Here is an 18,822-nt window from a genome sequence, read left to right as displayed (position 1 = left end):
ACTGCGGCGCTGCTGGGAAGGGAGGATGGTTCCAAAAGCGCAGCTGTCACGCCGCACGCGCCGGCCGCACCGCCATCGGGACATAGACGAGCAGGAACAGCAGGAAAGCGGCGGCCCACAGCCCGCCCGCGACCGCGATGGCCGTCATATAGTCGAACGGCAGGAGCGGCGCGATCACGCGCAGCAGCGCCCCCGAATGGACGAGGATATAGATGAGGACGGTCGCGCGGTCGGCCTCGAGCGGGCGGCCGGTGTGGCCGCGCGTCGCGCGCGTCATCACCGCCAGCGTCATCGCCCCCATCGCCCCGGCACCAAGCGCGTGCACCGCGCTCGACACTGGCAGGAAAGGATGCAGCGTCGCGCAGCCGAGCAGGATCAGTCCCGCCGGAAGCCAGGCGTAGGAGAGGTGGAGAACGAAGACGAGCGGATCGCTGAGCGCCTTCATCCCCGCCCAGCGCGCGAGGCGAACGAACTGGAGCACGCCCGCCGCGATCAGCAATCCGGCCGCGATGGGGCTGGCTGGCCCCGCAACCCACGCCGCGAGCGCCAGCGCGGTGGCCCCGATCACCGCCATGTCGAAGCGGTTCGGCAAGGTCGGCAGGCCCTCTTTGCTCCCCTGCCGCATCAGCCAGTTGCGCGTGAAGGCGGGGGTAATGCGCCCGCCGATCTGCGAAATCAGCAGCAGGATGAGCGCAAAGCCCATATGCACGCCGAGCGCCGGATCGGCGAGCGCGCCCATCATCGCGGCATGATCGAGCGCGCAGGCGACCGCGAACAGGAGGAGGATGATCAGGATCGGCTTGTTGCGGTTGCCCGAGGCGAAAATCTCGCGCGCCGCATAGGCGAGCAGGATCAGCAGATAGGCGACATCGAGCGCCGCGCCGACGAACGGCGGCACCGTCGCCGAAAAGAGGATCGCCAGCCGCGCCGCGAGCCACAGGCCGCCGACCGCCGCAACCCGCCAGCCGGTCACCGTCGGCCGCCCGGTCCAGTTGGGCATGGCGGCGCTGACGAAGCCGCCGATGATCGCGCCGAGATAGCCGAACAGCATCTCGTGCTGGTGCCAGGCGAGCGGCTCCATCGCGATCGGCAGCGTCCAGCGCCCGCCGAGCGCGCCGACCCACAAGGTCGCGACGATGACCGCCCACAGCGCGCCGCACCCGAAGAGCAGGCGATAGCCGCCGCGCAGCCAGAGCGGCGACCGCGCGTCGGCGCCCGGCGCGCCGGCGGCCATCATCACCATGCTCATGCCCGCGCGCCCTTCCGCCACAGGCCGAGGATCACGACCTGCCACGCGACCGCGACCCCGCCGACGATGAACACCACGTCGCCGAAGGTGCGGACCCAGCGCAAGGTCTCAAGAAAACCCTGCTGGAGGAAGGTATCGCTGCGCGCATACCACATGCCGGTGGTCACGCTCGCCTCGAACTGGAACAGCCCGACCGGCAGCAGGCTGGTGAAGATCATCAGCACCAGTCCGGCGTTAAGCCCCCAGAAGCCGACGCGCATCAGCCGCTCGTTGAACGCGATCTCGGGCCGGATGTAGCGCAGCACCAGCAGGGTGAAGCCAAGCGCGAGAAAGCCGTATACCCCGAACAGCGCCGCATGGGCGTGGACCGCGGTGGTATTGAGCCCCTGGAGGTAGAAGAGCGCGACCGGCGTGTTGATCATGAAGCCGAAGACCCCGGCGCCAAGCATGTTCCAGAAGGCGACCGCGACGAAGCATATCAGCGGCCAGCGCAGCGAACGCATCCACGGCGCACGGTCGCGCAGGCTCCAATGCTCCCACGCCTCGTAACCGAGCACGATCAGCGGCACCACTTCGAGCGCGCTGAACGCCGCGCCGACCGCCATCACCGGGGTCGTCGTCCCCGAGAAATAGAGGTGGTGGAAGGTGCCCGGCACCCCGCCGACCATGAACAGCGAGGCCGAGGCGAGGCTGGCCGCGGTCGCGATCCGCTTCGACACCAGCCCCATCGAGGCGAAGATGAAGGCGATGGCGGCGGTCGCGAAGACCTCGAAAATGCCCTCGACCCACAGGTGGACGACCCACCAGCGCCAATATTCCATGATCGTGATGTGGGTGCGCTCGCCATAGAAGAGGCCCGAGCCGTAGAAGAGCCCGATCGCGACGGTCGAGACGGTGAGCAGCAGAAGCAGGCTCCGGTCGCCGCCCTTCTCGCGCCGCAGCGCGGGCATCATGCAGCGCAGCATCAGCACCAGCCAGAAGAGCAGCCCCGCGAACAGCGCAAGCTGCCAGACGCGGCCGAGGTCGAGGAATTCATAGCCCTGATGCCCGAGCCAGAAGCCGAGCCCATCGGGCATTTCCTGCGCGATGGCGAAATAATTGCCCGCGAACGACCCGACGACGACGAGGATCAGCGCCCAGAAGAGCAGGTCGACCCCCAGCTTCTGATGCTTGGGATCGCCGCCGTGGATCACCGGCGCAAGGAACAGCCCGGCGGCGAGAAACGCCGTCGCGATCCACAGCACTGCGCTCTGCACATGCCAGGTCCGGGTCAGCGCATAGGGAAAATATTGCGAGACATCGATGCCGTAAAAGCTCTGCCCCTCGATCGTGTAATGCGCGGTGAAGCCGCCGATGAATATCTGGAAGATGAACAGCGCGAGCACCACGAACAGATATTTGCCGAGCGCACGCTGCGACGGCGTCAGCGCCGCGAGCGTCAGCGGGTCCTTGTCGGCGGCGACGAGCGGCGTGTCGTCGTGGCGGCGCAGAAAAGCCCAGCCCCAGATCAGCGCGCCGACGCCCGCGATCAGGATGACGACGCAGGCGAGCGACCAGAGGATATTCTCCGGCGTCGGCTGGTTACCGATCAACGGCTCGGGCGGCCAGTTGTTGGTATAGGTGGCGACCGTCCCCGGCCGCTCGGTCGACGCCGCCCACGCGGTCCAGAAGAAGAAATCGGCCAGCTTCTGCCGTTTCTCCGCGCTCGGCAGCGTATCTTCCTTCATCGCATAATTGTCGCGCATTTCGCGCAGCGCCGAGTCGTTGCCGTAGAGCCCCTCATAGTGGGCCGCGACGAGAGCGATCGCGCGGGCGCGCCGATCCGACACGGTGACGATGCCCGTCGCCGGATCGAGGGCGTTATGGCGATATTCCTGCTTGAGCTGATAGGTCAGCGCCGCCTTCTGCTCGACCGCAAGGGTGTCGAACGGCTTGCCATAGCCGTCCTCGGCGGCAAGGGTCAGCCAGGCAGTGAGTTCGCGGTGCAGCCAATCCGCCGACCAGTCGGGCGCCTGATAGGCGCCGTGCCCCCAGATCGAACCGAGTTGCATCCCGCCGGTGCTCTGCCACGCCGCCTGCCCCGCCATGATATCCTCGCGGGTCATCAGCACCTCGCCCGAGGCGGTGACGACCTCGGCCGGGATCGGCGGCGCCTTGCGATAGACCTCGACCCCCGAAATGCCGAGAATCGCGAAGGTCACCGTCAGGACCGCGATCAACGTCCACCAGAGCTTGCGATATTCGCCCATGGAAACCCCCTGTCGTTTCAAATAATCCGTGTCAGCCCGCCGCGCTTTCGTCGAACAGGATCGTCAGCAACAGCGACGTGTCGGCGATCGCCTTGACCGCGTGCGGCATCCCCGGTTCGAGGAACAGCCAGTCGCCGGTCTTGAGTTCGGCCGAAACCTCGCTCTCGATCCGCGCGTGCCCCGCGATGCAATAGAGCGTCAACGATCCCGCAACGCGGTGCGGCGCGATCGACTGACCGGCGCGCACAACGAGATGGATCGCCTCGAAAGCCGGGGTCCGCGCCAGCGCCGCCGTCACGGTGGCCCGGTCGCCGAGCGCGGCGAGGTGCGCCACTTCGCCCGAGCGGCAATGGTGGAGCGCCATGCTCAGCTCTCCCGCAACCGCGCATGGCGGATCAGGCCGCGAAGCCACCGGCCGATGGCTTTCGCGACGCCCTCACCGCTGGAATAACGGACACGCCGCGCGTCGAGCGGCCCCGATCCGATCACTTCGCCGCATTCCGGGCAGAACATCGCGCCTTCCTCCGTGGGTCACCCCTCGCTCTGCCCCGCACGATAACAGAATCAGCGGCGAATAATTTGCGCTGGCGCAAACTTCTCCCTTTCGCGCGATGCTGCGTCTAGAAGAGGAGCATGGCTGCCCCAAATCCCGTCGATGCGAAGGCGCTCGCCGCCCTCGCCCTGTTCGCGGCGCTGCCGCCCGCCGTCGCCGAAGAGGCGGCCACCATGGCCCGCGCGCGCGCGCTGCCGCGGGGGATGCGGATTTTCGATCAGGGCGAGCGCGCCGGGCGTGCCCATGCGCTGCTGTCGGGCTGCGTGCGCATTACGCAGTCGGGCAGCGACGGCGAGGAGATTCTCGTCCGCTTCATCGGCCCCGGCGAAATCTTCGGCTGCGTCCCCGTTCTGACCGACGGCCTCTACCCCGCCGACGCGACCACGATGGTCGATTCCCTCGAACTGAGCTGGGACCCCGCCGATCTGCTCGCGCTGATGCAGCGCCACTCGCAGGTCGCGATCAACATGGTCGCGATCGTCGGCAAGCGGCTGGGCGAAGCGCAGGAGCGGCTGCGCGAAGTGGCGACGCAAAGCGCCGAACGACGCGTCGCGCGAACGCTGCTGCGGTTGCTCGACCAGGCGGGGCGGCAGACCGACGATGGCGTGCGGATCGAATTTCCGCTGCGGCGCAAGGACATCGCCGACATCGCGGGCACCACGCTCCACACCGCCAGCCGGTTCGTCGCCGGCTGGGGACGCCAGGGCCTGCTCGCCACCCGCCATCATCATGTCATCATCCGATCACCGGACCAGCTTCGCATCCTTGCCGAAGAACCGCCTGGTTGAAAGATTGGCAATCGTAGGCTCAAGAGGAGGAAGGTGAGAACTCGATAATCATCATCTTGTGATGATGATCGAGTTCAGCGGCACCGACGGCTTCGCATTTCATATAAGCCGTTAGGACGCGCACTCGCTCCACAGAGCAAAAGACCGCGAGCGGCTCCGATTCTTTGGGCATGCCCCAATTTTGAAATAGGGTATCGAGGCCGAACGATGTGGAAAATGCAGGTCGGTGATCGGCCGCCGTCCAATCCTAAAATTTGACACTGAGCCCCGCGGTGAGGCGGCGATCGGTAAGGCCTTGGAAACACAGGAGCGCCTTGTTGTTCACGCAATATTGATTCTGATCGCCGCGCAGCAGGTTGATGCCTTCGATACCGACGTTGATGTGATCGTTGATGTCGTAATTGATGCTGGCGTTGAGCTGCCCACGGGCGCCGTTGATGAGCGGCAAGCCGAAGAAGAAGGGATCGTTCGACACATAGCTCGACCGCCAAGTATAGCGCAGCCGCGCATTCAGCCCGTATTTGTCGTAGAATAGCGTCGCATTATAGGAATATTTCGACAGGTTGGTCAGCGAAATCAAATCCTGCGAACCCGGATGGCCCAGCTGCGTGAACACCGTTCGCGGGCCGTCGGCCGTGCGATATTCCCGGGCCGACCCGCCAGTTTTCTGATAGGTGAAGTTGCCGATGAAGCCGAAACCGGAGGCAAAGCCGAGCACATCCTCCCATGCGGACAGGTCGTGCTGAAACGCGATTTCGATGCCGGTCTGCGTCGTCGATCCCGGAACGTTGAAGGTCGAACTGCGCGGGACGCAGATTCCGACACCCTGGATCGGATTGTTGATATTCCGGTTGGCGACCGGGTTGTAGATGCCGCCGCCGGGGCACGACGGATCGATCGAGACGTTCAGATTGCCGTCGGCATCCAGATTGGGGGCCGGATCCTCCTGCCGCTGCGCGAACAGGTTCGTGCGGCTCTTGTGGAAGAAGCCGATGCTGACCAGGCTGGAAGGCGCGAAATAATATTCGCCCGACAGGTCGAACGACCACACCGCCTCGGGCACCAGGTCGGGATTGCCCACCGCCACCGGCGTGTTCGGGCCCGTGCTGAACGAGTATGACGTCGACAGCGTGTCGAAATTCGGCCGCCGGATATCGCGCGAGATGCCGGCGCGAACGAGGAATTTGTCGGCGGGCTCCAGAACCAGGCTGAACCGCGGCAGCAGGAAGTTGTAGGAGCTGTTCGCAACGATCTGTCCGGTAACCGAACCATTGGCGATATTGTTGCCGACGGAAGTGAGTTTGGTATGCAGCCAGCGGACGCCGGCGTTGCCACGCACCGTCATGCCGGCGACTTCGCCTTCCATATTGGCCTGGAAATAGGCGGCGCTCGTCGTTTCCTTGATGCTGAAGAATCCCGCGAAGGATTCGGTCGGCGTGACCAGCGACGCGACGGGCGGCCCCTGCGTGGCGGCAGCGTTGCTCGCCGCGATCGCGGCGTTGAGCGCATCGAGCACCTTCGCCGGATCGCGGAATGCCAGCCCGCCGTCGATGAGGAGGAAGTCGGGGAAATAGAGGCGCCGCCCGTCGGCTGCGTTGAAATTATCGGGACCGGGGATCAGGATATCGGAAAACAGGTCGCCCGACGGCCGGTTCCACGAGTTGGTCGTGTTGGTCAGGCTGACATTGTTCGAAAATTCGCTGTTGATCGCGGAGGTCCGGTTCCAGCGATAGCCGACGTCGATCGAGGTCACGAACGGGTTGAGATCGGTCGTGTCGTAGGACAGGTCGATGCGGGCGGCCTTTTCCTTGTTGTCGGTCGCGTTGGCGCCCTGAGTCACCTGCTGCAACTGGTAGTTGGCGGGGTCGAGCAATTGCTCCTTCGTCGGCGCGAACGGGCTCGCCTGATCGATGCCGAATTGCAGCGTGCCGTTCCTGAGGTCGAATTCCAGCGGCACGCCATTGTCGATGCTCTTGCCGATCACCGGCTGAGGCCCGTTCGGATTGATGAAATCGAGCGTGGTCGAGAAATTCGGGAAATGGGATTTGGAGGTCGATAGCGACAGTTCCGCGCGCACCTTCAGATGATCGGTGGCCTGCCACTCGGTGCCGAGGTCGAAGACCCTGCTCTTGGTCTCGCGCGCGCCAGTGTCGCTCGATGTCCGAAGGTTCGGATCGATCACGGTTCCGGTCGCGCCGCCGATCCCGATAGTGCCCGCGACCGCGGCATCGACGGTGCCAAGGTTGATCGGACCGTTCGGCCCATCGAGCGTCCCGAAATCGACCGTTTCGAATGCGGTGTTGTTCATCGCATCGACCACCGACGGCGTTGCCGTGCCCGAAATCTGCACCCGATGGCTTTGCTGACCGCGGGTCTGGTTATTGAGCGTCGCGTCGAAATAGAATTTCAGATCGTCGTTCGGCTTCCATTCCAGCGCGGCGGTACCGTTGTAGGTTTCATATTCGTAATTCTCGAGACCCTGCTGCAGGAACTGGATGCGCAGGAACGGAAAGGCCTCGGCGCTCGGGCCGGACCCCGGCATGACCACCGCGTCGCGGTCGACGCGCGGCTTGAAGGCGGCGACGTCCTGACGGGCGTAACTGCCGCTGAGGACAATGCCGATCTCGCCAATGCCCGTGTCCCACTTGTTGCCGACCGTGGCGGACAGCCGGGGCAGCGTTGATTCCGTGAGATCGCTGTTCTCCATCTGCGCCCGTGCGGCGATCAGCGGTTCGCGCAGGTCGAGCGGACGTATCGTGCGCAAATTGATCGTGCCGCCGACCGATCCTTCGATCGTTTGCGCGGTCGGAACCTTGATGACCTCGACCGACGAAATCAGCGCGGCGGGCAGATCTTCGAAACTGATTCCCGAACGGCCGGCGCCCGATCCGACGGTGGAAACGCCGTTGATTTCGGTGCGGTTGGCGTCCGTGCCGCGAATCTGCACGGCGTTGCCGACGCCCGCCTGGCGGGTGATCTGAACGCCGGTGACATTTTCGAGCACTTCGGCGAGATTCTGATCCGGCAGCTTGCCGATATCCTCGGCCTGGATGACTTCCACCAGATTGTCGGCGGTCCGCTTTTCGGTAAGCGCGCTCATCAGCGAGTTGCGAATGCCGGTCACGACGATCGCATTGTCGTCCGACCCGTCGTTTGCGCCGCTATCCTGCGGCGCCGTCTCCTGAGCGCGGACGGGGCTCGCGGCCATGGCAATCGCCGTGCTGCCGAGCAGCGCCGCTGCGAGACTCATTTTACCGGCGCCCGATGCGCGAACGATGCTGCCCCGAATCATCCCAACTCTCCCTGTTCGATTTGTTGGAGCGGATGCTCGCGTTGCCAGACCAATATGTCAACCTTTTTGCATACCGGACTCAACGATAGATCACAGTTTATAAGCATACCAATATGGTATACCTATCGGGCCCGATGCGCCTTTGGCCGTGCCTGCCTTGGCGAGCAAGGACAAAGAGGACCGAAACCCCCTCCCCCGGTGCGCTCGCCTGAGCCGACGCAGGCGCGCGCGGAAAACCGGGCCTGCCCGCCGATCATGGCATAGCGGTGAGGCTCCATCGCATAGCCCGAGCTCGCCGATCGAAGCCGCCGCGCTCAACTCGGTTTACTGAATACGCATACAAAGATGTTGATCTTGTCCTACCTCTTATGTAGGCCAATATGCAGAATCATAAAAAGGGTGAGGCGCAGTGCACATACGAACCGCTCTAACGCTGGCGATAATGGCCTGGGGGGCGAATCCCGCATGGGCGCGCGACATGCGCGTCGACGATCAGGTACAATTCAAGGCGGCGGTCAAGCAGGCGAAGCCGGGCGACACGATCATCCTCGCTGACGGGGAATGGCGCGATTTCCAGATCGTCTTCACCGGGCGCGGCACCGCCGCAGCCCCGATCACATTGACCGCGCAGACCAAGGGCAAAGTCCTGATCACCGGCCGGTCGAACCTGCGGCTGGGCGGGCAGCATTTGCTCGTTTCCGGACTCGTGTTCAAAAACGGGGCCAGCCCGACCGACGAAGTGATCAGCTTTCGCCGCGATTCAAAGGCGCTCGCCACCGACTCGCGGATCACCGAAGTCGTCATAGACGGCTATAGCAAGAGCGACCGCCGCGCCGAGGACATCTGGGTCGCGCTCTATGGCACCGGCAACCGCGTCGATCATTCGCATTTCGAAGGCAAGACCAACACGGGGGTGACGCTCGCGGTGATCCGCAAGGCCGGCGATCCGCTCGATAACCGTCACCGCATCGATCATAATTATTTTGGCCCGCGCCCGACGCTCGGCTCGAACGGCGGCGAGACGATCCGCATCGGGACCAGCGAGGAATCGCTGTCGGCGTCGAACAGCATCGTCGAGCGCAACATCTTCGACCGCTGCAGCGGCGAGGTCGAGATCGTCTCGGTCAAGTCGGGCGGCAACATTATCCGCGAAAATCTGGTGCTGGCGTCGCAGGGCGCCTTCGTGCTGCGCCACGGCAACGGCAACCGCGTCGAGCGCAATATCTTCCTCGGCCGGAATGTCGCAGACACCGGCGGGGTGCGCGTGATCAACCGCGACCAGATCGTCCGTGACAATTATTTCGAGGGGCTCGCCGGCAGTTCGTTCAAGAGCGCGATCAGCGTGATGAACGGCGTCCCCCATTCGGTGATCAACCGCTATCATCAGGTTGCCAATGCCCTGATCGAGGGCAATTCGGTGATCGACAGCGCGCGGATCACGCTCGCGGCCGGCGCCGATGCCGAACGCTCGGCACCGCCGGTGGATAGCCGCTTCGCGCGCAATCTGATCGTCGGCACGAAAGGCGCCGACCCCTTCCGCGCCGAGGGTGAGATCGGCGGCATCGCCTTTGCCGGCAATGTCGAGGCGACGGTCGCGAACCCGCTGATTACCAAGGGCGTCGAGCAGCGCGCGGTGACGCTCGCGCGCGCCGCCAACGGCCTGCTCTATCCGACCGACCCCGCGCTCGCCGCTGTCGGCGCGCCGCGCGATCTTCAGCCGGTGACGCGCGAGGAGGTCGGCGCGAGCTGGTACAGCGCGGCGGCGGGCGAAGCCGCCTTCGGGACGGGGCGCACGATCGCGCTGCCCGCGGGCGCCTCGCTCGCCGACGCAGTGCTGGCATCCCACGCGGGCGATACGCTCGCGCTCGCCCCCGGTATCTACGCGGTCGCGGCGCCGATTACGCTCCGCCACCGCCTGACCATCGCCGGCCACAAGGGAAGCGGCACCACGCTTCGGCTTGCCGACGGGCTGGCGCGGATCGAGGGCGGCGGCGGCCTCCAGCTCGAGGATATCGACATCGACGCGAGCGGCGTCCGCGCCGATACCGCACTGGTCGCGGTAGAGTCCGGCGTCGCGCCCAATTACAACCTCGCGTTCGGCGGCGTATCGGTGCGCGGCCCCGGCAAGGCGGCGCGGCTCGACGGTGTCGTCATCGCACCCGGCACCTTCGCCGACGCGATCGACATCGCGGGCAGCCGCTTCGCCGACATGGCGACGGTTTTCGTCGGCACCGGCGAACAGGAGCCGAAAGGCTGGTATCCGGTCGAGCGGCTGACGATCGAGGGGAGCGCGTTCGACCGGGTCGCGATGGTCGCCGATCTGCTCCGCAAGGGCACCGACGAAAGCACCTTCGGTCCCCGCTTCGCGATGACCGGATCGAGCGTCGCCGACAGCGGCGCCGACGGGATTTCGCTGCGTGTGTCGGGCGCGCAGCATGTCCGTATCGCCGAGAACAGCTTCACCCATTCGGGCGCGATCGACGTGATCCATTCGGTCGGGGTTCCCGACACGCGGATCACCGGCAACAGCTTCGCGGGCACCCCTGCGCCGCGGATCGAGGAGCTCGCCTATAAGGGACCGCTCCGCGCCGACCTGTCGGGCAATGTCGTGGAGGCGCGGCCGTGACCCGCACGCTTGCATTGCTGCTGGCGGCAGCCGCGCTGCCCGCAGCGCCGGTCCTTGCCGCACCCACGACCGCACCATCGGCTCAGACCTTCGCGCCCTTGTTCGCGGCGGAGGTCGAGCGGGCGAAACGCGACGTCGAGGCGTCGATCCGCGCGGGGGTCAATGTCCCGGTGCCCAAGGACCCGGGCGGCGGCTTCACCCACGAGCAGCACAAGCGCAATTATCGCACCATCTTCGAAGGCGGCCAGCTCTATCGCCTGACCGGCAACGTCCGCTACCGCGACCATGTGCGCGACCTGCTGCTCGCCTACGCTGATCTCTATCCCAAGCTGGGCCCGCATCCCGCCGCAGCGAACCAGGCCGCGGGGCGGCTCTTCTGGCAGAGCCTCAACGACAGCGTATTCCTCGTCAATGCGGTGCAGGGCTATGCCCAGATCCGCGATGCGCTCACCCCCGCCGAGCGCCAGCGCATCGACGATGGCGCCATCCGGCCGATGGCGAAGTTCCTCTCCGACGGGTCGCCGGAGGTCATCGGCCGGATCCACAATCACGCGACCTGGGCGTGCGCCGGGGTCGGGCTCGCGGGCTATCTGCTCGGCGACCGCGACCTTGTCGACAAAGCGCTGCTCGGGCTCGACAAGAGCGGCAGGACCGGCTTCCTGCGCCAGCTGGACCTGCTCTTTTCGCCCGACGGCTATTATGCCGAAGGTCCTTATTATCAGCGCTATGCGCTGCAACCCTTCGTCGTCTTTGCGGCGGCGATCGCAGCGAACGATCCGGGCCGCAAGATCTTCGACTATCGCGGCGGCATCGTGCTGAAGGCGGTGCACACCGCGATCGATGTCACGCATGACGGCTATTTTCTGCCGATCAACGACGCGATGCCCGACAAGAGCCTGCGGACCGAAGAGCTCTATCACGCCGTCGCCATCGCCTATGCCGCGACGAAGGACCCGACGTTTCTGTCGATCGCGGACTGGCAAGGTCACACCGTGCTGACGCCCGAAGGACAGGCGCTCGCCGCCGACCTCGCGGCGGGCAAAGCCAAGCCCTGGCCGTTCACCTCGCGCCTGCTGTCGGACGGCCCCGACGGCAAGGAAGGTGCGCTCGTCCTGCTGCGCGACAAGCCGACGCCGACCGGCCCGCTGCTCGTCGCCAAGAATACGGTGCAGGGCATGGGGCACGGTCATTTCGACCGGCTGAACTGGCTCTATTATGACGAGACCGGGGCGGTGGTGACCGATTATGGCGCGGCGCGCTTCCTCAATGTCGAGGCGAAGCGCGGCGGGCGCTATCTGCCCGAAAACGATAGCTGGGCGTCGGCGACGATCGCGCACAACACGCTGGTCGTCGATGAGCAAAGCCATTTCACCGGCGACTGGAAGGCGGGCGACAAGGTCCCGTCGCACCAGCTCGCGACCGGCCTCGACGGGCCGACCCGCTATTCCATCGGCGAGGTTTCCGGCGCCTATCCCGACGTCCGCATCCGCCGCGCGCTGCTGCTGGTCGACGTCGATGGCCTCGCGAATCCGCTCATTCTCGATATCCTCCGTGGAACTGGCGGCGGCAGGCATCGCTATGACCTGCCGCTGCATTTTTCAGGACAGATCATCGACAGCGATATCGCGTTCGACCGCAAGCTCGCCGAACGGCCGGTGCTGGGGAAGGCGAACGGCTACCAGCATCTGTGGGTAGACGGCGACGGGACGAAGGCGGGGAAGGCACGGCTGACCTTCATGCACGGCAGCCGCTTCTACAGCTATCACATGCTGCCGCCGGCGGGCGCGCATTTCATCCTGACCGAAAGCGGCGCCAACGATCCCGAATTCAACCTGCGCCGCGAACCCGCGCTGATCCAGCGCGTCGATGGCGCGGCGGACGCGACCTTCGTCAGCCTGCTCGAACCGCACGGCAAATATGATGCCTCGGCCGAAACCGTCGTCGCGAGCAGCGCGCGCGTCGCGAACCTCGAACATCGCCGCGACGCCGCCGCCGATCTGGTGCTGATCACGCTCGCGGGCGGTCGCCGCCTCGCCATTGCGGTCGCCGACGACGTCACCTCGACCATGAAGCACAGCGCGACCATCGACGGCCGCGCCTTCACCTGGGCCGGCCCGGTCGGCCGCTTCGACCTCGCCAAGGGAGACGCAAAATGAACGGTCGCTTCCGCTGGTGCGTCATCGGCCTGATCGCCCTCGCCACCGTCATCAACTATATCGACCGCAACGCGCTCGCGGTGATGTGGCCCGAGGTGTCGAAGGAGATCGGCGCGAGCAAGGAAGATTATGCGCTGCTCGTGACGGTGTTCATGATCTTCTACGCGGTCGGTCAGTCGCTGTTCGGCCGCGTCTTCGACGCGATCGGGACGCGGATGGGCTTCACCCTGTCGATCCTCTTCTGGTCGCTGTCGATCGCCGCGCACGCGCTTGTGCGGTCGATGCCGCTGCTCGTCCTGCTGCGCGCGACGCTGGGGATCAGCGAGGCGGGCAACTGGCCCGGCGCCGCCAAGGCCAACGCGCTGTGGTTCCCCTCGCGCGAGCGGGCGCTGGCGCAGGGCATCTTCAACGCCGGCGCTTCGCTCGGCGGCATCATTTCCGCGCCGCTCGTCGCCTTGCTCTTCGTCCAGTTCGGCTGGCACGGCACCTTCCTGCTGATCGGCGTGCTCGGCTTCATCTGGCTCGTGCCGTGGCTCTGGTTCTACAAGGCGGACCCCGACAAGCATCCGGGGCTGAGCGAGGAAGAACGCGCCTATATCCTGACCGGCCGCACCGAGGCGGGCCGCGACGATGATCGCCGCGTCCCGCTCGGCGAACTGCTCCGCCACCGCCAGAGCTGGGGCGTCATCCTGTCGCGCTTCTTCCTCGACCCGGTTTGGTGGCTCTTCGTTTCGTGGCTGCCGATCTATCTTGCCGAAACCTTCGGCTTCGACGTCAAGCAGATCGGCCTCTTTGCCTGGGTGCCCTTCGTCGGCGCGATGCTCGGCAGCCTGTTCGGCGGCTGGTTCGCGGGGCGGATCATCGCGCAGGGCGGCGGCGTCCACAAGGCGCGGACGCTCAGCATCGGTATCGGCTGCGCGATCATGCTGCCCGCACTGCTCTTCACGATCCGCGCCGCCGACCCGCTCACCGCGGTGCTGCTGATCGCGTGCATCCTGTTCGGCTTCCAGATGGCGATCGGCAATATCCAGACGCTGCCGAGCGATTATTTCGGCGGCGGCGCGGTCGGCAGCCTCGCCGGGATCAGCGGCACCGCTGCGGTCGCGGGGACGCTGATCACCACCTGGCTCGTCCCCATGCTCACCAAGACCAGCTACGCGCCGATCTTTGCGCTCTCCGCGGCGATCGTCCCGCTGTCCTTCCTCGCCTTCCGGCTGGTCGGCGGCCGCGTCGAGCCGGTCGCAACCTCATCCCATCACATCCAGAAATAAGGAACGAAGTTTCATGAATTTTCAGGGAAAAACCGCACTCGTCACCGGCGGCGGCCGCGACATCGGCCGATCGGTCTCGATCGCGCTCGCCCGCGCCGGCGCACGCGTCGCGATCAACTATAACAGCGGCCGCGAAGCCGCCGAGGACACGCTGAAGATCATCAAGGCAGCGGGCGGCGACGCCTTCCTCGTCCAGGCCGACGTCACCGACAGCGGCGCGGTCAAGGCGATGCTCGAAGAGGTCGGGGTCGCGTTCAGCGGCCGGCTCGACATTCTCGTCAACCTCGCGGGCGGCATGGTCGCGCGCAAGACGCTCGGCGAGATGGACGAAGCCTTCTTCGACCAGGTGATGACGCTCAACCTGAAATCGGCCTTTCTCGTCTTGCAGGCGGCCTATCCCTTCCTCGGCGAAGGCTCGGCGGTGGTGAATGTGTCGAGCCTTGCGGGCCGCGATGGCGGCGGCCCGGGCGCCGCAGTCTATGCGACCGCGAAGGGCGCGCTGATGACCTATACGCGCGCGATGGCGAAGGAACTCGGACCGCAGGGCATCCGCGTCAACGCTGTATGCCCCGGCCTGATCGGAACCAGTTTCCACGACATCTTCTCGAAGCCCGAGGGGCGCGCCGCGACCGCGGGCAACACCCCGCTGCGTCGCGAAGGCCATCCCGACGAGGTCGCCGACACGATCGCCTATCTGGCCTCGCCCACGGCGAGTTTCCTCAACGGGGTCTGCCTCGATGTCAATGGCGGCCTCTTTTTCTCCTGACGAAGGAAACGGGATCATGCGCTGGATCATCGCACCCATAATCGCCGCCGCGCTCGCGGTCGGCGCACAGGCCGAGGAGCGCGAGCGGACCGATGCCGAACCGCTCGTGCCCTACAAGATCATCCTCGTCGGCGATTCGACGATGGCACCGCACAGCGGCTGGGGCGGCGCCTTTTGCGCGAAGCATGTGAAGTCGTCCGTCGCGTGCCTGAACGCCGGGCGCGGCGGACGATCGACCCGCAGCTATCGCCAGGAAGGGAGTTGGGACATCGCGCTCGCCGAAGCGAAGGTGCCGGGCTACCGCGCGGCCTATGTCCTGATCCAGTTCGGGCATAACGACCAGTCGAGCAAGCCCGAGCGCTGGACCGAGGAAAAGACCGAGTTTCCCGCGAACCTTCGCGACTTCGTCGAGAATGTGCGCGCGGCGGGCGCGACCCCGGTGCTCGTCACCCCGCTGACCCGGCGCGAATTCAAGGACGGCCAGATCAGGAACACGCTCGCGAGCTGGTCGGACGAGGTGCGCAGTGTCGCGAAGGCGATGGACGTGCCGCTGGTCGATCTCAACGCGCTCAGCGCGGCGCAGGTGCAGAAGATGGGCGCCGAAACCGCGACCCAGCTCGCGCAGGTGCCGCCGAATGCCGAGGAGCTTGCCGCCGCCAAGGCGGGCACGACCTTGCCGCCGCGCCCCGCACCGCCCGCACCTCCCGCCATCGAGGGGGACGGTCCGCGCGGTCAGGTGACGCAGAAGTTCGACTACACGCACCTCGGCGACATCGGCGCCGAAGTCACCGCGCGGCTGGTCGCGCAGGCCCTGGCACAGGCAGTGCCGGCGCTGCGGAGCCAGCTCGTTCGCTGATCGACGGCCCGCCTTTCAAACCGGCCGCGACGGAATCGACATGATAAAGGGAGAAGAAAAGTGATTTTTCAGGACGAGGTCCGCATTCGCACGCTGCGCGCCGCCTTGCTGGCCGGTGCGGGTTCGGCGTTGCTGATCGCGATGCCCGCCACGGCGCAGGGCGCGGCGAGCGATGCCGCCGCCGAAACACCGGGCGACGGAAACGATATCGTCGTCACCGGCATTCGCGAGACGATCCAGAATTCGATCAATACCAAGCGCCGGGAAACCGCGATCGTCGATGCGCTGGCGGCCGACGATATCGGCGACCTGCCCGCGCTCTCGGTCGGACAGGCGATCCAGACGATCACCGGCGCGACGACGCACCGCGAAAAGGGCGACGCGTCCGAAATCGCGCTGCGCGGCCTCGGGCCCTTCCTTTCGAACGCGACCTTCAACGGCCGCGACGCGACGAACGGCAGCGGCGACCGTTCGGTGAACTTCAACCAGTTCCCGTCCGAACTCGTCAACAATATCAAGATCTACAAGACGCAGCAGGCGAGCCTCGTCGAGGGCGGCGTTGCAGGCACGATCGAGATCGGCACGCTCCGTCCGCTCGACTTCGGCAAGCGGCGTCTGCAGGGCGAGATCAAGGCGCAGTATAATCCCTATGGCGACCGGGTGACCGGCCGCGACGGCGGGGTCGGCTGGCGTGGCACGGTCAGCTATGTCGACCAGTTCGCGAACGACACGATCGGCATCTCGATCGGCTTCCAGCGCAACGATACCAACAATCCCGAGGAAACCTACGCCGCGAGCAGCACCTGGGTGGCGTGCCGTGCCGACACCACCGTCATCAACAATAATTGCAAGGAACTCGCGCGCAAGGACTATGGCTCGGGCAGTCCCTATTATCTGGTTCCGAACAGCTATATCTTCCGTCAGATCAGCGAGACCGACAAGCGCGACGCGGCGTTCGGCGCGATCCAGTGGCGTCCGTCGGACCAGTTCAATATCAACCTCGACGTCCAATATTCGAACCGCAAATTCGTCGAGAGCCGCCGCGACCTGACCATTTCGGAGGCGCGGCGCAGCCTGACCAACGTCGAATATGACGAAAACGGCATCGTCCGCCACCTCGAGGGCGAAAGCTCGCTCGAATCGAACGGCTCCGAACTGTCGCGGTCGGAGGAATATCTGGGCGGCGGCCTGTCGATCGAATGGACGCCGTCGGATCGGCTGACGCTGACCGCCGACGCCTCCTATTCGCGCACGATCCGCACCGAGATCGAGCGCAACTTTCGCCTGCGCACCGACAAGCTGGACGTCAACGGCGATCGCACCGCGGTGGGCGACCAGCGCGTTCCCTATATCTACGACCTCGCGCCGGGCAGCTTCGTGCCGACGATCACCATCGACCCGCGTTTCGACCTCAACAACCACGACCTGTTCTGGGACGACGCGCGGTTCCGCCGCGACGAGAGCCGCCGCTACAACAGGATCGTCGCCGGCCGCCTAGACGCCCAATATGAGTTCGACGGCTTTCTGAGCCTGCTCTCGGCGGGTGTCCGCGTTTCGCAGCTCAAGTTCCGCGATTACGACCTGCGCAACGGCGACTTCAATCTGGGCCCCGACTTCGACCTCGACCAGGACCGCGCGTTCAACAATCGCTGCCGCCAGGCCTTTCCGCAGACCGGCTATCTGAGCGACGCCCCGGGCAACAGCATCCATAGCTGGGCGACCTTCGATGTCGACTGCCTGTTCGACGCCTATCTGGGAACCACGGACCCCGGCCTGCCCGACGAAATGCGCGCGGCCGCCAATCGCGACGTCACCGAACGCACCTACGCGGGCTATGTGATGGCCGATTACGACAGCGAAATCGGATCGATGCCGGTTCGCGGCAATTTCGGTGTCCGCGTCGTCAAGACCCAGGTCACCTCGAAGGGGCTGCGCTCGGACCTCATTCTCGTTCCCGACGAGGCCAATCCTGGTTCCTTCAACCTGGAAGAAACCGGCGATTTCGTGACCGAGACGATCAAGAGCAGCAACACCCGCATCCTTCCGAGCGTCAACGCGATCTTCGAGGTGGCGCCGAACACGCTGCTCCGCCTCGCGGGCTATCGCGCCATGTCGCGCCCCAACCCGAGCGCCCTGGGCGCCGGGCGCACGTTCACGCTCGACGATACGGCCAGCTTCACCACGATCGAGGATGCGATCCGCAATGTCCGCGCCAACGGCAGCCCCCGCCTGAAACCGCTGATGTCGTGGAACGCCGACGCCGCGCTCGAATGGTATCCGAACAAGGACACTCTCCTCGCCGCGACGCTCTATTACAAACAGTTCAACGGCGGCTTCCAGCCGGTCGTCTATGACGAGACCTTCACGATCAACGGCGAGCAGGTCACCGTTCCGGTCACGCAGACGCGCAACAGCCCCGACAAGTCGCGAATCTATGGGCTCGAGTTGACCGCGGCGACGCGCTTCAGCTTCCTGCCCAAGCCGCTCGACGGGCTGGGCGCGAAGGTCAGCTATAATTACGCCGATTCCAATTTCACCAATCAGGACGTCAATCTCGGCGACCAATATGATCCCGAAACCGACACCGTCTCGCCCGGCCTGATCCCGGCCGCGGGCCTGTCGGGCTATTCGAAACATGTACTGTCGGCGCAGGCCTATTACGAGCTTGGGCCGGTATCGCTGCAGGCGATCTATAATTATCGCTCCAAATATTATCAGGACTTCGTCGGCGGCAACAGCCAGCTGCGCTATGTCGGCCCCAGCGAGACCGTCGATTTGCGCGCTTCGCTGAACCTGATGCCGGGCGTGTCGCTGCGGTTCGAGGCGCTCAACATCTTCAACGAGCCAAAGGCGACCTATATGCCGGTCTACGGCAGCAGCCGGCAGTATCACTATTATGGAGCGAAATATTTCATCGGCATCCGGGCCCGAATCTAGCCCGGATGCGGATGGACTTCAAACTTGTCATACCCGATTGTATGAACCTCGTTACAAGACTGTGGGGAGACGATTGAAT

General features: G+C 65.3%; 12 protein-coding genes. 7 read left to right on the top strand and 5 right to left on the bottom strand.

Annotated features, from left to right (window positions below; all coding sequences use genetic code 11):
* Nucleotides 1–46: 46 nt before the first annotated feature.
* The 4 genes from VHO04_RS05755 to VHO04_RS05740 are packed head-to-tail and all read right to left on the bottom strand — an operon-like array spanning nucleotide 47 to nucleotide 4,011.
* Nucleotides 47–1,249, bottom strand: coding sequence for an NnrS family protein (locus tag VHO04_RS05755; protein WP_329627412.1), 1,203 nt, complete (start codon nucleotides 1,247–1,249; stop codon nucleotides 47–49).
* Nucleotides 1,246–3,498, bottom strand: coding sequence for a nitric-oxide reductase large subunit (locus tag VHO04_RS05750; protein ID WP_329627411.1), 2,253 nt, complete (start codon nucleotides 3,496–3,498; stop codon nucleotides 1,246–1,248). Before VHO04_RS05750 ends, VHO04_RS05755 begins: the two co-directional genes overlap by 4 nt.
* A 31-nt stretch (nucleotides 3,499–3,529) precedes the next feature.
* Nucleotides 3,530–3,862 (bottom strand): cupin, encoded by a 333-nt coding sequence (locus VHO04_RS05745; RefSeq protein ID WP_329627410.1) that lies wholly within the window; start codon nucleotides 3,860–3,862, stop codon nucleotides 3,530–3,532.
* A 2-nt stretch (nucleotides 3,863–3,864) separates the two neighbouring features.
* Entirely contained in the window at nucleotides 3,865–4,011 is a 147-nt protein-coding gene (locus VHO04_RS05740) for a hypothetical protein (RefSeq protein WP_329627409.1), read from the bottom strand.
* A gap of 120 nt (nucleotides 4,012–4,131) precedes the next feature.
* Between VHO04_RS05740 and VHO04_RS05735 the strand changes: the two genes are divergently transcribed.
* Nucleotides 4,132–4,839, top strand: coding sequence for a Crp/Fnr family transcriptional regulator (locus VHO04_RS05735; protein WP_329627408.1), 708 nt, complete (start codon nucleotides 4,132–4,134; stop codon nucleotides 4,837–4,839).
* Nucleotides 4,840–5,086: 247 nt separating this feature from the next.
* Here the strand turns inward: VHO04_RS05735 and VHO04_RS05730 are convergent, their stop codons facing one another.
* Nucleotides 5,087–8,131: a TonB-dependent receptor gene (locus tag VHO04_RS05730; protein ID WP_329627407.1), complete on the bottom strand. Its 3,045-nt coding sequence runs from the start codon at nucleotides 8,129–8,131 to the stop codon at nucleotides 5,087–5,089.
* A gap of 442 nt (nucleotides 8,132–8,573) precedes the next feature.
* Between VHO04_RS05730 and VHO04_RS05725 the strand changes: the two genes are divergently transcribed.
* From VHO04_RS05725 to VHO04_RS05700, 6 genes are read left to right on the top strand one after another with little or no spacing between them, the layout of a single operon-like run.
* Nucleotides 8,574–10,757, top strand: a complete 2,184-nt coding sequence (locus tag VHO04_RS05725; protein ID WP_329627406.1) for a polysaccharide lyase 6 family protein — start codon at nucleotides 8,574–8,576, stop codon at nucleotides 10,755–10,757.
* Nucleotides 10,754–12,913, top strand: coding sequence for a heparinase II/III domain-containing protein (locus VHO04_RS05720; RefSeq protein ID WP_329627405.1), 2,160 nt, complete (start codon nucleotides 10,754–10,756; stop codon nucleotides 12,911–12,913). The genes VHO04_RS05725 and VHO04_RS05720 overlap by 4 nt, the downstream gene beginning before the upstream one ends.
* Nucleotides 12,910–14,184 (top strand): MFS transporter, encoded by a 1,275-nt coding sequence (locus VHO04_RS05715; RefSeq protein WP_329627404.1) that lies wholly within the window; start codon nucleotides 12,910–12,912, stop codon nucleotides 14,182–14,184. Before VHO04_RS05720 ends, VHO04_RS05715 begins: the two co-directional genes overlap by 4 nt.
* Nucleotides 14,185–14,197: 13 nt before the next feature.
* Nucleotides 14,198–14,950 (top strand): SDR family NAD(P)-dependent oxidoreductase, encoded by a 753-nt coding sequence (locus VHO04_RS05710; protein WP_329627403.1) that lies wholly within the window; start codon nucleotides 14,198–14,200, stop codon nucleotides 14,948–14,950.
* Between the two features lie 16 nt (nucleotides 14,951–14,966).
* Nucleotides 14,967–15,806 carry a rhamnogalacturonan acetylesterase gene (locus VHO04_RS05705; RefSeq protein ID WP_329627402.1) on the top strand — a complete coding sequence of 280 codons (840 nt, stop codon included), beginning with the start codon at nucleotides 14,967–14,969 and terminating at the stop codon, nucleotides 15,804–15,806.
* A 60-nt stretch (nucleotides 15,807–15,866) separates the two neighbouring features.
* Complete coding sequence (locus tag VHO04_RS05700; protein ID WP_329627401.1) at nucleotides 15,867–18,743, top strand: TonB-dependent receptor; 2,877 nt, start codon at nucleotides 15,867–15,869, stop codon at nucleotides 18,741–18,743.
* Nucleotides 18,744–18,822: the final 79 nt, after the last annotated feature.

It is taken from the genome of Sphingopyxis sp. (genome assembly GCF_036261875.1).
In the GTDB taxonomy this organism is placed as follows: Bacteria; Pseudomonadota; Alphaproteobacteria; order Sphingomonadales; family Sphingomonadaceae; genus Sphingopyxis.
This window is presented reverse-complemented; position numbering and strand designations above follow the sequence as displayed.

Coding starts and splice junctions, on each gene's coding strand:
- VHO04_RS05755 (WP_329627412.1), bottom strand. CDS start 1,249: ATGAGCATGGTGATGATGGCCGCCGGCGCGCCGGGCGCCGACGCGCGG.
- VHO04_RS05750 (WP_329627411.1), bottom strand. CDS start 3,498: ATGGGCGAATATCGCAAGCTCTGGTGGACGTTGATCGCGGTCCTGACG.
- VHO04_RS05745 (WP_329627410.1), bottom strand. CDS start 3,862: ATGGCGCTCCACCATTGCCGCTCGGGCGAAGTGGCGCACCTCGCCGCG.
- VHO04_RS05740 (WP_329627409.1), bottom strand. CDS start 4,011: ATGTTCTGCCCGGAATGCGGCGAAGTGATCGGATCGGGGCCGCTCGAC.
- VHO04_RS05735 (WP_329627408.1), top strand. CDS start 4,132: ATGGCTGCCCCAAATCCCGTCGATGCGAAGGCGCTCGCCGCCCTCGCC.
- VHO04_RS05730 (WP_329627407.1), bottom strand. CDS start 8,131: ATGATTCGGGGCAGCATCGTTCGCGCATCGGGCGCCGGTAAAATGAGT.
- VHO04_RS05725 (WP_329627406.1), top strand. CDS start 8,574: ATGGCCTGGGGGGCGAATCCCGCATGGGCGCGCGACATGCGCGTCGAC.
- VHO04_RS05715 (WP_329627404.1), top strand. CDS start 12,910: ATGAACGGTCGCTTCCGCTGGTGCGTCATCGGCCTGATCGCCCTCGCC.
- VHO04_RS05710 (WP_329627403.1), top strand. CDS start 14,198: ATGAATTTTCAGGGAAAAACCGCACTCGTCACCGGCGGCGGCCGCGAC.
- VHO04_RS05705 (WP_329627402.1), top strand. CDS start 14,967: ATGCGCTGGATCATCGCACCCATAATCGCCGCCGCGCTCGCGGTCGGC.